The sequence below is a fragment of the Paraburkholderia tagetis genome, from assembly GCF_022213065.1.
GTDB lineage: Bacteria > Pseudomonadota > Gammaproteobacteria > Burkholderiales > Burkholderiaceae > Paraburkholderia > Paraburkholderia tagetis.
On sequence record NZ_JAKLJA010000019.1, the window covers coordinates 1 to 12,373 of the forward strand.

The 12,373-nt window shown below is 59.4% G+C and carries 14 protein-coding genes, 1 tRNA gene and 1 pseudogene; 4 read left to right on the forward strand and 12 right to left on the reverse strand.

The genetic code is table 11. The annotated features are described in order from the left end of the window. Positions 1-392: 392 nt before the first annotated feature. The 4 genes from L5014_RS21045 to L5014_RS21060 form a co-directional block, all read right to left on the reverse strand. A complete protein-coding gene (locus L5014_RS21045; protein ID WP_420800109.1) occupies positions 393-1,031 on the reverse strand; it encodes a DUF2239 family protein in 639 nt (212 codons plus the stop codon). A 149-nt stretch (positions 1,032-1,180) separates the two neighbouring features. After that, positions 1,181-2,020 (reverse strand): HvfC/BufC N-terminal domain-containing protein, encoded by an 840-nt coding sequence (locus tag L5014_RS21050; protein WP_238465682.1) that lies wholly within the window; start codon positions 2,018-2,020, stop codon positions 1,181-1,183. Continuing rightward, on the reverse strand, positions 2,017-3,021 hold the full coding sequence (gene bufB, locus L5014_RS21055; protein ID WP_238465683.1) for an MNIO family bufferin maturase: 1,005 nt from the start codon (positions 3,019-3,021) through the stop codon (positions 2,017-2,019). Before bufB ends, L5014_RS21050 begins: the two co-directional genes overlap by 4 nt. Positions 3,022-3,065: 44 nt before the next feature. Further along, a complete protein-coding gene (locus tag L5014_RS21060; RefSeq protein ID WP_238465684.1) occupies positions 3,066-3,320 on the reverse strand; it encodes a BufA1 family periplasmic bufferin-type metallophore in 255 nt (84 codons plus the stop codon). A 288-nt stretch (positions 3,321-3,608) separates the two neighbouring features. Here L5014_RS21060 and L5014_RS21065 point away from each other — a divergent pair, with 288 nt between their 5' ends. Beyond that, positions 3,609-3,917, forward strand: coding sequence for a DUF4148 domain-containing protein (locus tag L5014_RS21065; protein WP_238465685.1), 309 nt, complete (start codon positions 3,609-3,611; stop codon positions 3,915-3,917). Positions 3,918-4,291: 374 nt separating this feature from the next. Here L5014_RS21065 and L5014_RS21070 read toward each other — a convergent pair whose 3' ends face one another. The 3 genes from L5014_RS21070 to L5014_RS21080 all read right to left on the reverse strand — a co-directional run bounded on the left by L5014_RS21070 (position 4,292) and on the right by L5014_RS21080 (position 7,037). Next, on the reverse strand, positions 4,292-5,098 hold the full coding sequence (locus L5014_RS21070; RefSeq protein WP_238465686.1) for a hypothetical protein: 807 nt from the start codon (positions 5,096-5,098) through the stop codon (positions 4,292-4,294). Positions 5,099-5,271: 173 nt separating this feature from the next. Continuing rightward, a complete protein-coding gene (locus L5014_RS21075; RefSeq protein WP_238465687.1) occupies positions 5,272-6,393 on the reverse strand; it encodes a porin in 1,122 nt (373 codons plus the stop codon). 350 nt (positions 6,394-6,743) lie between these two features. Then, complete coding sequence (locus L5014_RS21080) at positions 6,744-7,037, reverse strand: hypothetical protein (RefSeq protein ID WP_238465688.1); 294 nt, start codon at positions 7,035-7,037, stop codon at positions 6,744-6,746. Between the two features lie 207 nt (positions 7,038-7,244). Between L5014_RS21080 and L5014_RS21085 the strand changes: the two genes are divergently transcribed. From L5014_RS21085 to L5014_RS21095, 3 genes and pseudogenes are all read left to right on the forward strand, one after another. Beyond that, on the forward strand, positions 7,245-7,694 hold the full coding sequence (locus tag L5014_RS21085; protein WP_238465689.1) for an SRPBCC family protein: 450 nt from the start codon (positions 7,245-7,247) through the stop codon (positions 7,692-7,694). 82 nt (positions 7,695-7,776) lie between these two features. Beyond that, a pseudogene (locus L5014_RS21090) lies at positions 7,777-8,055 on the forward strand (tyrosine-type recombinase/integrase); the annotation flags it as partial. Positions 8,056-8,230: 175 nt separating this feature from the next. Continuing rightward, positions 8,231-10,720 carry a P-loop NTPase gene (locus L5014_RS21095; RefSeq protein ID WP_238465690.1) on the forward strand — a complete coding sequence of 830 codons (2,490 nt, stop codon included), beginning with the start codon at positions 8,231-8,233 and terminating at the stop codon, positions 10,718-10,720. Between the two features lie 75 nt (positions 10,721-10,795). On the opposite strand, the gene L5014_RS21100 is transcribed toward L5014_RS21095, so the two are convergent. The 5 genes from L5014_RS21100 to L5014_RS21120 all read right to left on the reverse strand — a co-directional run bounded on the left by L5014_RS21100 (position 10,796) and on the right by L5014_RS21120 (position 12,339). After that, positions 10,796-11,083 carry a hypothetical protein gene (locus L5014_RS21100; RefSeq protein WP_238465691.1) on the reverse strand — a complete coding sequence of 96 codons (288 nt, stop codon included), beginning with the start codon at positions 11,081-11,083 and terminating at the stop codon, positions 10,796-10,798. 26 nt (positions 11,084-11,109) lie between these two features. Next, a complete protein-coding gene (kleE, locus tag L5014_RS21105; RefSeq protein ID WP_338019311.1) occupies positions 11,110-11,391 on the reverse strand; it encodes a KleE stable inheritance protein in 282 nt (93 codons plus the stop codon). 86 nt (positions 11,392-11,477) lie between these two features. Then, complete coding sequence (locus L5014_RS21110; RefSeq protein ID WP_476638959.1) at positions 11,478-11,612, reverse strand: type I toxin-antitoxin system ptaRNA1 family toxin; 135 nt, start codon at positions 11,610-11,612, stop codon at positions 11,478-11,480. A gap of 245 nt (positions 11,613-11,857) precedes the next feature. Beyond that, positions 11,858-11,933 (reverse strand) — tRNA-Ala (locus tag L5014_RS21115). A gap of 97 nt (positions 11,934-12,030) precedes the next feature. Then, complete coding sequence (locus tag L5014_RS21120; RefSeq protein ID WP_238465786.1) at positions 12,031-12,339, reverse strand: c-type cytochrome; 309 nt, start codon at positions 12,337-12,339, stop codon at positions 12,031-12,033. Positions 12,340-12,373 lie beyond the last annotated feature (34 nt).

A 12,373-nucleotide genomic window follows, 5' to 3' on the forward strand; every position in this document is an offset into this window, starting at 1 on the left:
AATCTGCTCAAACGAGATACGACCACGAAAGCTGGGCTGAAAAACCGAAGGCTCAAAGCCAGCGCCAGTGATCCGTACCGCGAGAAGATCCTCGGCCTTTGAGCTTCATGCGATTGCCCTGAGCCACGTAAAGCTCCGCCGGGAGTTTCGGAGTACTCCTATATCGACGGAAATACCCGCCAACTTAGACTGGATCTACTGCGTGACCCCATGACAGTTCATGCAGCGGTTGTAATTTGTAAACTCTCCGACTTCCCGCTCATGTCCACGTGGCCTGAGCGGATTTTTTTTGCCCGGGTATTTTTATTTCTTCCACTTTAGCCGGCGCGGCTCGCAACGAACAACGAAGCCGCGCCGGCTGATTGCATCTCGATGTGCGACTCGTTGCGCTCTCAAGCAAACGCGCCTTGCGCCAGTTCCCGCACGTAGTCGCGCACGCCCTCGGGCCAATCCACGCTCCACGCCTCGAAGCGCGCACGCTCGCCAGCGTATAGCGCGCGCAGCGCCTCCTCGTAGCCGGGTAGATTGCCCGCCAGCGCGGTCATGAAACGATGCACCGCCTCTCGCGACGCCCGCACACGATCCTTCGCGTCGCTCGCATGACGCGCGCTGTCCACTAGCCGTCGCAGCACCACCGATGCGCCACCGGGCTGCGCCGCCAGCCAGTCCCAATGGCGCGGCAGCAGCGTGACCTCGCGCGCCACCACGCCGAGCCTGGGCCGGCCCCGGCCACGCGGAGCGTCTTCGCCGGGTGCTTCCGGCTGCGTCTCGTCGCCATCCGCGCTCTGGGCTTGCCAGGCCGCATCAGCGGCGAGGCGCGCGGCCACGTCCGCGGCCCGGCCGCGCAGATCGAACTCCACCGGGCTCGCATCGCGGTCGTCGAACACCAGCACAGGGGCGGTCTCCCCATCTTCCAACGCAGCCTTCACCGCAAGCGCCACCTCAAGCGGCGCACCGCGCGCAATCAGCCGCGTGCCCGCAAAAGCCCTGACGCTCATGCCTCGTGGCGCGGATTCATTCATCGCTGCCATGACTTGCTCCTGTGTCGAATCATGGAGCAAATATTACCCGGGTAAATTACAGGAAGCAATATCACCCGGGTAATATTTGATTGCACGCAGATTGTCGGCTCGATTCGGCCCGGCCCGGCTCAACCCGGTTTGGACGCCGCCCGAGCGCTTCATTCGCCTTGCAGGCCGACAATGGCGCCCGCCTCGATCCACGTGCACCATTGGCTCGCGAAGTCGAATGCCTCGTCGACGGCGAACGCGCTTTCGAGCGCTTCGTCGAGGGTCGCGCCGCGCTGGAGCGCCATGAACAACTCGTGCGCAGCCCGTGTATGCGCAAGCGCAGCGGGACGCCAGCGCGGACGCACGACGAGCGTCCAACCCGGCATATCGATGTCTTCGGGCCACGTGTTTTGGCGCGCTCCTTTGCGGCCTGCGTCGTCGAGGTTTTTATCGTCGCGGCTTTTATCGTCGTGCTGATGTGCGCGCCAGATTGCGAGCGCCGCGTAGTTCGACGCGAGCGCGGCGCACGCCGGATGCACCACGAGCCGCGACGACATGAGACGCTCCGCCCCGATCGCCTGCCACTGCGCCGGGGCGAGCGGCTTCGCATCGGCGGCGAAGGCTGCCGCGTGCAACGCCCATTCGAGACGCGCGACGTCGCCGAAATACGCGTAGCGCGCATCGGTCTCGTAGCGCTCGATGAAGGCCGGCAACGCCGCGCCGATGCGATTCAGATCGGCGTCGCGCGAAGGATGCGCTTTCGCATAAGCGAGTGCGAGCGCATCGAAGTAAGCCTCGCCGACGAGCGCCTCAAGCACCGGATACGCGCTCGCAAGCGCAGCACGTCGCGCGGCACGCACATTGCCGCGATAGAGGCCAAGACGCTCGTGCAAGGCGGCGTCGTGTTCGGCGGACCGAAGATGTGCCGCTAATGCGGCATCGGCGGCGGGATCGTCGAGCGTAGCGGCAAAGGCCGCCTGCAACGACGCTAACGATTCATCGGCGCTCATGTGCGCACCTGCCCGCTCGCCAGCGGTTCGTGCGTGATGCGCGCGATGCGCGTCATGCACTCGCGCGCGAGCCGCGCTTCGTCGAGCAGCACGTCGAGCGGCGGCACCGCGGTGTCCCATTCGATCAGCGTGGGCACCGGGCCGAAACGGCGCAACGCGGCCTCGTAAAGCGTCCAGACGTCAGGCGCGACGCGCGAGCCGTGGTCGTCGATCATCGCCGTCGCCGTCACGCGATGCCCCGCGAGATGCAGCTCGCCCACCACCTCGCGCGGCAACGCGGCCATCGCTTCGAGGGCGTCCTCGCCGTGATTGCACTGGTTCACGTAGAGATTGTTCACGTCGAGCAGCACGCCGCAGCCGGTGCGGCGCGCAAGTTCGGCCAGAAAGGCCGTCTCGCCCTGGGTATCGTCACGAAAGCGCACATACGTGGAGACGTTTTCGATCAGCACGCGCCGGCGCAACGTGTCCTGCATCTGCGCGACGCGCGCGCACAGATGATCGAGCGACGCCTGCGTGAGCGACATCGGCAAGAGATCGTGGAGTGCGGCGTGGGGCGTCGCGCCCCAGCACAGATGCTCGGAGACGAGCGCGGGCTCGATGCGCTCCACGAGCCGCTTCAAACGCGCGAGATGCGCTTCATCGAGCGGCGCCGCCGAGCCGAGCCCGAGGCCCACGCCGTGCAGACTCACGGGCAGGTCGCGACGCACCGTTTCGAGCACATGCAGGTCGTAGCCGCCATCGCCGAAATAGTTTTCGCTATGGACCTCGACCCAGCCGACCGGCTGTGGCGCCTGCATGAACGCACCATAGTGCGCGTGGCGCAAGCCGATGCCGACGCCTTGCGCCGGACTCGTGCATGAGTGTGGATGCATCATCATCGTGCACATCCCATGAGCGCGCTCGCGGCGGCGCCGCGTATCGAGACCTGTATCGAGACCCGTATCCCGGCTCGCATCGAGCCTTTCCCCGCCAAACATCGCGCCATACATGTCACGGTTCATGTCACGGCTCATGTCATCGCTCATTTCGCCGCGATTGCCACGCGTTACTTTTCCGGCGTGCCGCCGAGCTCTTCGCAGGTGCCCTTGGGCATCGTCTTGAAGTCGCCCTTGTCGTGATCGACCTTGGCCTGACCCGCGCAGTCGTGCACGCCGGTCTTGCTAGCGCAATCGTTCTGGCCAGCCTTGGCGACGCCGTAGCAGTTCACTGAGTCGTCGGCGTGCGCGACGCCTGCCGTTGCCGTTGCAAGACCAGCCAACGCGGCGGCGATCACGGCTTGACGGCCGAGTGCGTTTTTCATGGGAAATCTCCTCGAAGGTAAGCGGTATCGCGTTTGCCGTGACGGCTGTGTCACGCGCGGCCTCTGGTGCACTATTTTGCCTCACCACTTGAAACGCAACGCCTCCGCTCCCGCACGCCGGGTCGCCAACCCGATTTATCCCCCGTCGGCGGCAATTATCTTCATTTCCGTAACGATATTTACCGCATCTCGACATTTATCTTCGAAGTGCGCTGCAATAAAGTTACATCAACGAATCGAACAAACGATTGTTACGGTTCTCAAGATAAATTTTGGAGGTTAATTACCATGAAGACCCTGATCGCTGCAGCACTCGCCGCTACCGTTCTTGCCGCCCCGGCCCTCTCGTTCGCCCAAGCAAACCAGCCGGTGACCCGCGCCCAGGTGCGCGCAGAACTCGCGCAACTCGAGCAGGCCGGCTACCGCCCGGGCGTCGCGAGCCCGTACTACCCGGCAGACCTGCAAGCCGCGCAAGCGAAGGTCGCGCAACAGAACGCAACGGCTGAAACCACGGCCTACGGCGCCTCGACGAACGGCTCGACGCAAGCGGGCACCCGCGTGACGCCGGCCGCCAAGTCGGTCTACTTCGGCCAGTAATCGCCGTCGAAGGCAGCGCCCCGCTTGGGCGGCGCGCTGCGCGAAGCACACCAGACGGGCCCGCTCTCGATGGAACTTGAGAGCGGGCCCGTTAGTCTTTGATCGTATAGGTTAGGTAACGTTGTCTCGTGTGCCACGCGCGAGACATCCACAGGAAACCTCCGCCGCCGGTGATCCGGCGGCTTGCCCGGACACCTGGTGTCCGGGCCTTTTTCCGCGCTATCTGGCGTCGCGGTCACGGTTCGCTCTTCCTGGCGTGGCATGTATGACGGAAACGGTTCGCGCCACGTGGCGCCAGCGCGCCGAACCTGCCCTTCCCGCTCTCCGCCTTTCCCCCGCCGGATCCCACCGATTACGCCGATCCCGCCGAGGAATTACTCCGTGGAAACGGTATCGGCACGCACGCCGCTTTGCGCAGGATCCGCGCGCTTGAGCCGCGCAAGACGCCCGCTCGCCGCCTGAACCAGCATGGCGATTGCCGCCGCTTCCGCGAACGCCAGCGTCGACGACTGATATTGCAACCCCAGCGACAACACCAGACAGAACGCCGCAAACCCGAAGCGCCCGAGCACCATCCCACGCAACAACGCGATGACGAACGCCGCGCCGTGCGCGCGATGCGACGAGACCGCCAGCACGCTGCTGAGCAACGGAAATACCGCAAATAGACCGCTCCACACGGGACCGAGGCGCGTGGACATCGCCGTGACGGAAAGCGTGAGCGCTGCGCCCGCCGCCATGCGCCCGGCGAGATCGGTACGCGTGAGCGGCGCGCCGGCCGCAACCGCGGTACTGCGCGGCAGGAAGGCCTGGCCAAAGAGCGTCGCGGCCAGCGCCACGCCGAGCGCCCACGGCCACGACACCGGCAGCCGCGAGAGCAGGCACGCGGCGACGAACCACGCAGTCAGCCCCGCCGCGAGCGCAAACCACCAGGGCCGCGCGCGGCACGTCCAGGCGTACGCAAAATTGAACGCCTCGGAAGCAAGGATCGCGTAAAGCGAGAGCGTGACGGCGCGCGCGCCGAAGGCGTTGCCGTGCTCCATCACGAGCAGCCAGAGAATCGGGCCCGCGATCACGGGCAACCCGGCGAGCCAGCCCGCGACCTTCGGCCCCCAGTGCTTGCCGGCCATCGAAACGAACAGCAGGAATAGCGGGACGAGCGTGAGCTTGAGCGCGAGCATCGGGGCTGAAGACGGCGAAGAAGGGGGGAACGGCCGATGGTAGCAGCGCAACCGCGGACGCGCTGGCCGGCACCTTGACTGCCCGGGGACTACGCGCCGGCCGTCATATGGCGACCGGCGCACGGACAGACACGCCTGGAAGCGCGCCTGGAAGCAGCGCCCGAAAGCAGCGCTTAGAAGCGGTGGCGGATACCCGTGGCGACCACGAGCTGGTTGCGGCCGCTGGCCGGATCGAACGAATTGATGGCCGCGGGCGCGCCCGCCGTCGCGCGCTGATAGATCGTCTCGGCGTAGACGTCGGTGCGCTTCGAAAGCTGATAGGCCACCTGCACCGCGCCCTCGTGCCAGTGCGCCGCCGAAGCCTTCGTGTAGACGTACATGCCCGCGAGCAACACGTTCGGCGTGATCTGCCAGACCGCATTGAGTTCGTAGTTGCTGAAGGCGATGGACGGCAGACCCGCGCCGCTATCCGCATCGACGACACCAGTCTGGATCGCACGCGACCACGCAGCGCCGAGCGTCACATCGCCGATGACGTAGTTCGCCCCCACGCCGATGGTGTCCTGCTTGCCGACGAACGTGCCGATAACCGAGCCCGCCGCGCCCCCCGTGCCCGGCAGCGCGTACGGATCGTACGCGCCGGCTTCGGTCGCGCCGCGGCCATTGTTATGCAGCCACGCGACGCCCGCGCTGAAGGCACCGCCCGAGTAGTTCGCGCCGAGGCTGTAGGCACGGTTATCGGCGAAGCGGCCCGCGCCGTTCGAGAACGCGTACAGACCGCCGAACGTGAAGCCGCCGTAGTTCGGGCTCGCGTACTTGACCGAGTTCGCGGCGAGATACGAGTTGTTGGCGTTGTCATTGTCGAACGGATGCGCGAACGCGGTGCCGCCAGCGTTGCCCGTCAGCGTGAAGGGCGCGAAATAGTCGTGGATCGAATCGTACTGACGGCCGAGCGTGAGCGTGCCGAACGACTCCGATTCGAGGCCGACGTAGTACGGGTGATCGTTGAGCTCCGTGCCGTTGGCAGGCGCGAAACCGTGCTCGAGACGGAACAGCGCCTTCATGCCGCCGCCGAGATCCTCGCTGCCTTGCAGGCCCCAGAAGCTGCCGTCGATGAGACCCGAGGTGAGCTGATATTGCGAGTGGCCGCCGACGTTGTTCGCGTAGGCGAGGCCCGTGTCGACCTCGCCGTATAGCGCGACGGTGGATTGGGCCTGCGCGGATGCGCTCAGGCAGACGAAAGTGACGGCGCAGGCAGCGGCAAGCGCAGCCTTCTTGTGCGAGGGGCTGGTCATGAGGGTGCTGAACGGTGAGTTATTGCGGCGGCGAGACGGTGCGGCGACGCTTTGTTGGCGCGCGCACAGCCCGGTGCCTTGCAGAAGCCGAAATGTTAGTAAGGAACGATGGGGGCGCGCAATGCCTGTCTTGCTGCAGAGCGGCATTTTTTGGAAAGCGATGGGGATGCGCAACGGTGGGGTTGATGCAGCGGGGAGCTTGTGTTGCGGGGTTTGCTGTGACGCGCTGGGTGTGTGGGTCTGGTGCGCGCGAACTGGCTCCGGGCGCAGCAGGGACGCTGCACCGCTTTTGTGCGCGCCGTGACTGGGTTGGCTGCGGTGGCTGTTAGTTGCTCAGCTTGCCTGTCCGGCTAGTAGCCGTGGGTCACGAGCGAAAGCACCGATAGATCGGGATGCGTGCCCTCGATGATGCTCCGCCCCACCTGCGCCGCCTCTTCAACCGCATCCTGCTCGCTGCGGAAGCTTTCGTCGCCGTCCGCGTGGAACGGGACCGAGTGGCCCGGAAGCGCGACATCCGCGCCTGGGTGGCAGACGTAGGCGGTGTAGGTGTAGCGCGTGCCGCCTTCCTGGACCGGCATGGCGCTGACGTGGATCTCGAAACCTTCGTAGTCGACTTTTTGAGTCTCAAGCTGGGCGGTGGGCATGGTGGCCTCCGAGGGACTGGTCGGGCGGGTGGCCCGGGTCATAGAGGGAGTTTAGGCCAATGGGACGGGTTGGGGTGTTGCGGTGGATTGCTGCGGTGCGGGGCTCGCTTGGGTGGCTTTCGCCTGACTGTCGCCTAGAATCCTGGATGCTTTGGTTCGTTCTATTGCCCGCGCCTTTGCGCCCTTGCGCCTGTCTGGAGGATAGAGATGCCTACGAGTACCGTTCGAATTCATCGTGTTTTCGCCGCGCCGCCTGAGAGGGTTTATCGCGCGTTTCTTGATGCGGCTGCGCTAGCTAAATGGCTGCCGCCAAATGGGTTTACTGGGACCGTGCATCAGCTCGATGCGGTTGTGGGCGGGACGTATCGGATGTCGTTTACGAACTTCACTAATGGAGCGAGTCACTCGTTTGGTGGGGAGTATCTGGAACTCGTGCCTAATGAGCGGATTCGGTATACGGGGGTGTTTGATGATCCGAATCTGCCCGGGGTGATGGAGACTACGGTTTCGCTTCGCGCTGTGTTTTGTGGGACAGAGTTGATTGCCGTGCAGGAAGGGATTCCTGAGGTTATTCCGGTTGAGGCTTGTTATCTCGGGTGGCAGGAGTCGGTGGCGCTGCTTAAGACGCTGGTGGAGGCGGAGATTCGGGAGGGGTAGGACTGTGAACCCCGGTGGTGGCCGGGGTTGCTGATTGTCGTTTTATTCAGTCTTGCGTGATTACGAGCTTGCCGTGGAGGCGTTTGGTATCCGGGCCGATGGGGTCACGAGAGCGTTTGAGCGGGCCGTGGAGCGGGCGCGTAAGCGGTACGAGGAAAAGTGCCAGGAGGCCGGAGAACAGCCATTGGACGGGTTCCTGGTGGATTTGCAGTTTCACGATCTGCGGGACGAGGCGACATCCCGCTTGGCGTCAATTTTTCCAATGCACGAGTTGACGAAGATTACCGGCCACAAAGACCCGCGTATGTTGATGCGGTACTACCATCCCAAGGCTGAAGAGTTGGCAAAGCGACTGAACTAAAGGGCACGGTCGGTCATGCTTGGTTCTCAGCGCAACTTACAGAAAATTTGGTATGAGGTGTTATTTTCTGCGCATGGCGTGTGGCAAGATTAGTTGAAGTACAAAGTGGGTGCTATCTTTAGCGTTACTCAAACAGGCATCGCGACTGGGCAAACCCGTTGCGGGAGAAATTCAGATGAAAGATGAGGTTCGGGAAGTAATTCGCACTGAGATTGCACCGCTCTTACAGAAGGCGGAGGCATCACTCTTGCTCGGTGCTGGATTCTCTTTGGTGAACTCTTCTGGTTTGGGTCCATTGCCCACTGGGGATGGTCTTCGCGACTTGATTTTGACAAAGAGCGGAAAAAAGCCTGGCTTAAGAACGAATCTTAAGGATGCCTATTTGCTAGGGAATCGTGAGATTCCCAACTTCGAGGGATTTCTAGCGGAGTGTTTCACGGTCAAATCTGCGCTTCCGTGGCAGGAACGAATTTTTTCCTACCCTTGGGCTCGAATCTATACAACGAATATTGATAACGTCTTGAATGTTGCTCATGTGCAATGCGAGAGGAAAGGAAAGCTCGGAGGGGATTTTGTTTTTGCCAACTACTCAGACCCTAGCATTCTGAGCAATGCAATTGGCAGTATTCCAGTTGTCTCCATCCATGGAAGCTGCCTCAAGCTCGATGAGGGATTTATATTCTCATCGCTTGAGTATGCAAAGGCTACCGTTAAGGTGCTGGATTGGCATCGGGATTTGGCTGCCAGGATTTTTGCTGGCGGGTTAATCGTGGTTGGTAACCAGTTAGATGAATCCGATATTGATTCGTATTTGGCAGCTCGCGAGGGGACATATCAGACCTCCGGAGTCGCAGCTAACTTTATAGTAATGCCAAATCCTGATGAAATTAAGGCGGAAAATTACGCTGCAATTGGGTATAGAGTCTTGGACTGCACTGCGGAAGAGTTTTTTACTGAACTTTTTGCAGTGTCTACGCCGAGGAGTATGGCGGATATCGTTTTAAACTCCACCCCAAGTGTCAAAAAGGCTGTTTCTGACATAAAAGCAATGACGTGGTTCCGAAGCACATTCCGAGTCGCTGTTGCCGAAATGGACGAGGCGAAGACCAAGACAGGTATCTTGCGTCACTTTATCACTGGTTCCGATCCGGATTGGTTCTATATCGTCAACGATGCACATGCCACAACTTCTGTGGTGACAACAATCACAACTCGGGTGCTGGCGCAGATGCAAGGTAGCGCTACAGGGATTGGTGTGTTGCACATTACAGGCCCCAGTGGATCTGGAAAAACGACCGCTATTAGGGGGGCGGTACGTGAGCTTGTTAGAACCTATCCGTATATTTACGAGTTCGACAATAACCGTGAAATAGATACCGATTTCCTCAAACGAATGATTGAGGGATTTAGAGAAAAGACGATATTTGTTTTCTATTCATCAGCAGAATATTATTTTGCAATAAATTTCATTGCGGATCGCCTTCAAGATTACAACAAGCCTTATTGCTTGTTTGTTCTTGAAGATCGCACTAGTGAGCATCGAAAGAGTTATCGACAGATCGCTGATCCAAGCAGATCGGAATATTTTGAATTTCCAGAGCTTAATATAGATGACGCAAAACTAATTGCAGAAAAAATTCAATCAAGTGGATTGATAATCCCGAATTTTTCGGATTATGAAATTACAAAACGGGCTCGGATTATTGTTGATAAGGAGCGAGGGTACTCTGGTGATCTGTTGAGTGCTCTGTTTTCGCTTACATCACATGAAAATTTTGAGCAGAAGATATTCGAGGAATACTATTCGGTGCCAGAGGGGTTGCCACGGAAAATTTTGGATGTGGTTTCCATCCTCAGCGCACAAGATTTTGCCGTCCCGATTGACTATATCGCTGGCTTTCTATCCGAGAGAATGGAAGATGTGAGTAGATGTTTGGCTGCGGAGCTTGCCGGCGTGTTGGTCGCACATCCTAAGGCTGGCGCTGTCAAGTGTCGGCATAGAATCATTGCTCAATATTACTTTGATAACTGCATTGCGCATTCTGGTCGAGTGGAGACTGTCGTTGGTATCTTGGAGTTTCTATCAAGAAAATTCACGATTGATGATATTCGGCTGCATCCGCTGTCATATCGCATATATAAAGAAATTATTTCGTTTGAGTTTTTGTATGATTCGTTTTTCCCAGAGGCTACTCGCCGAGAGGACGCCGAGAAAACGTATCACGAGGCGCAAAGATTCTTCGGTCAGGATGGGGTTTTCTGGCTTCATTTTGGGCGTTATTATCGGAAAATGAAGTGCTGGGATGAGGCAATTGATTGTTTCCGAACTGGCCTTAATTTTTATGACTCATTTCAAACCCGACATTCGCTGGGTACGGCCCTCTTGGAAAAGTACATTGCGAGTGGGTGCGAAGATAATTCTTTGTATCATGAAGGTGTGCAGTTATTGGAAATGGAGCGCGTTAATAGGGGCGCGCAAGATCCTTATCCGACCACAACATTGCTTGCTTTGTTGATTCGCATTGTCAGAGTGATTCCAGATAATGAAGATGCTGTCGCGCGGCTCAAGGACTGCGTCAACGCTGGATTGAAAAATTTCAGTGACGATGAGTTCTTCAGGGCGCAACTATCGAAGTACATGAAGCTTAATAGCAAAGCAAACTGACAATAAAGAGCACATGACGGCTCGCGCAGATAGGCCCGAGCCGTCATTATTGATTGAGGGCGTGGTTTTCGATGCTCATAGGAACGTTGGGATTTCGCTCCGTTCGATTTGTGGATTAAAGGGTAGAGATTCCCATTGAGCGGTAGAAGCGTGGAACTTTGCTTCACGCGCCTCGAATTCACGGGTTCGACGCTCCCGTTCCTCGGGCGCCAGGTGGTTCCACTCGGCCAAAGCCTCGCGATTGTGTTCCTCGATTTCCGCTAGCTCCCGCCGGAACGCCTCTTCGGCATGTTCTTCCGGCCCGAAATAGGAAAACGATTTGAGAGTGAGCGTGCCGTCTGGGTTGCGCGTTCGACGTGTCATCTTTGGTGCTCCTTCCTGGGCTGATGTCAAAGCCCTTTAGGCTTGTAGAAGGCAATGAAGTAGGTGAGTGCGGTCAACACGCCGAAGTGCAGCAGGAACGTCCAGCCAGCATGCACGCCCGGCGTGTGCCAGTACCAGAGCATCCGAAAGAACTGGAAACCAACCTCAATTCCGATGATCCAGCGTGCGAACGGCCAAAGCAACACTGTGACGATCCATACCGCTTTGACCATGGCCGGCCAGCAGCCCGTGACCTTCGGCTTTTGGGGACGCCGGCTTGGGGGTTGCGGCCGGCTTTGTCGCCGCAGTGGGCTGTTTGTCTTTCTTGGGGAATTCGATCACATTGGACATGGCTGGCGGTAGGTCGTTGGGGTTGCGTCGATATTTCAGCACGCTAATGCTGCAATGTTTGGCGTACAGCGATCATTGCTTCACTGAAATCAGAGCGCGTCGCCCGGCCTGTCTCCGCCTGGTAGAAGACAACCATGAACAGGTTCGCAACAGCCTCGGCCATTTCGGATACCCGCATTCATCTTTTGCTTTTGTCTCGTAGCCGTTCTGTACGTCTTCAGCGCGCGGCAAACCCAAATTTCTCGGGCAGGGACAGTCTATTAGCAGTGTTTGGCAGTGTCATGCGCTGCGCGGCTCGCAAGGGGGCTTGGGGGCACTGTGGTTTGCCACAAATTTGCCACACCTGATATGCAAAACCTGCTCAACAAAGCAAAACAAGGCACTGCATCGCAAGATGTAGTGCCTTGTTTTTACAGGGAATTTTGGTGGAGCGGATGAGGATCGAACTCACGACCTTCGCATTGCGAACGCGACGCTCTCCCAGCTGAGCTACCGCCCCACTATCCAAACGATTCTAGCACAGCAATTTCCGCTTGTGCCAAGCAGCAAAGTTGCGCGATCTCAAACACTAAAGGGCCCAAAAAAGACCCAGAAAACTACTTAGCAGAAGGCGCCCCAGCCAACACCCAGGCCACTACATCCCGGACATCCCCAGCACTCATCCGAGGATGTGCCGGCATGGGAACCGCGCCCCAAACCCCGGCTCCACCATCGCGCACCTTCTTCTCGAGCTTAACCTGCGCCCCTGCATCGCCCTTGTACTTCGCGGCGATATCCTTAAACGAAGGCCCCACCAGCTTCCGGTCCACCGCATGACACCCCATGCACGCATTGGACCTTGCAACAACCGCCCCATCGCCCACAGCAGCAAAAGCCGAAGACACCCCCACCACCCCAACGAGCATCCCGCCCACCAACCCCGCAACCAAACGCCCAAGC

Coding starts and splice junctions, on each gene's coding strand:
- L5014_RS21060 (WP_238465684.1), bottom strand. CDS start 3,320: ATGAAAAACGCACTCGGCCGTCAAGCCGTGATCGCCGCCGCGTTGGCT.
- L5014_RS21100 (WP_238465691.1), bottom strand. CDS start 11,083: ATGACACGTCGAACGCGCAACCCAGACGGCACGCTCACTCTCAAATCG.
- L5014_RS21085 (WP_238465689.1), top strand. CDS start 7,245: ATGCCTACGAGTACCGTTCGAATTCATCGTGTTTTCGCCGCGCCGCCT.
- L5014_RS21050 (WP_238465682.1), bottom strand. CDS start 2,020: ATGAGCGCCGATGAATCGTTAGCGTCGTTGCAGGCGGCCTTTGCCGCT.
- L5014_RS21075 (WP_238465687.1), bottom strand. CDS start 6,393: ATGACCAGCCCCTCGCACAAGAAGGCTGCGCTTGCCGCTGCCTGCGCC.
- L5014_RS21070 (WP_238465686.1), bottom strand. CDS start 5,098: ATGCTCGCGCTCAAGCTCACGCTCGTCCCGCTATTCCTGCTGTTCGTT.
- L5014_RS21045 (WP_420800109.1), bottom strand. CDS start 1,031: ATGGCAGCGATGAATGAATCCGCGCCACGAGGCATGAGCGTCAGGGCT.
- L5014_RS21095 (WP_238465690.1), top strand. CDS start 8,231: ATGAAAGATGAGGTTCGGGAAGTAATTCGCACTGAGATTGCACCGCTC.
- bufB (WP_238465683.1), bottom strand. CDS start 3,021: ATGAACCGTGACATGTATGGCGCGATGTTTGGCGGGGAAAGGCTCGAT.
- L5014_RS21110 (WP_476638959.1), bottom strand. CDS start 11,612: ATGCGGGTATCCGAAATGGCCGAGGCTGTTGCGAACCTGTTCATGGTT.
- L5014_RS21080 (WP_238465688.1), bottom strand. CDS start 7,037: ATGCCCACCGCCCAGCTTGAGACTCAAAAAGTCGACTACGAAGGTTTC.
- L5014_RS21065 (WP_238465685.1), top strand. CDS start 3,609: ATGAAGACCCTGATCGCTGCAGCACTCGCCGCTACCGTTCTTGCCGCC.
- L5014_RS21120 (WP_238465786.1), bottom strand. CDS start 12,339: ATGCTCGTTGGGGTGGTGGGGGTGTCTTCGGCTTTTGCTGCTGTGGGC.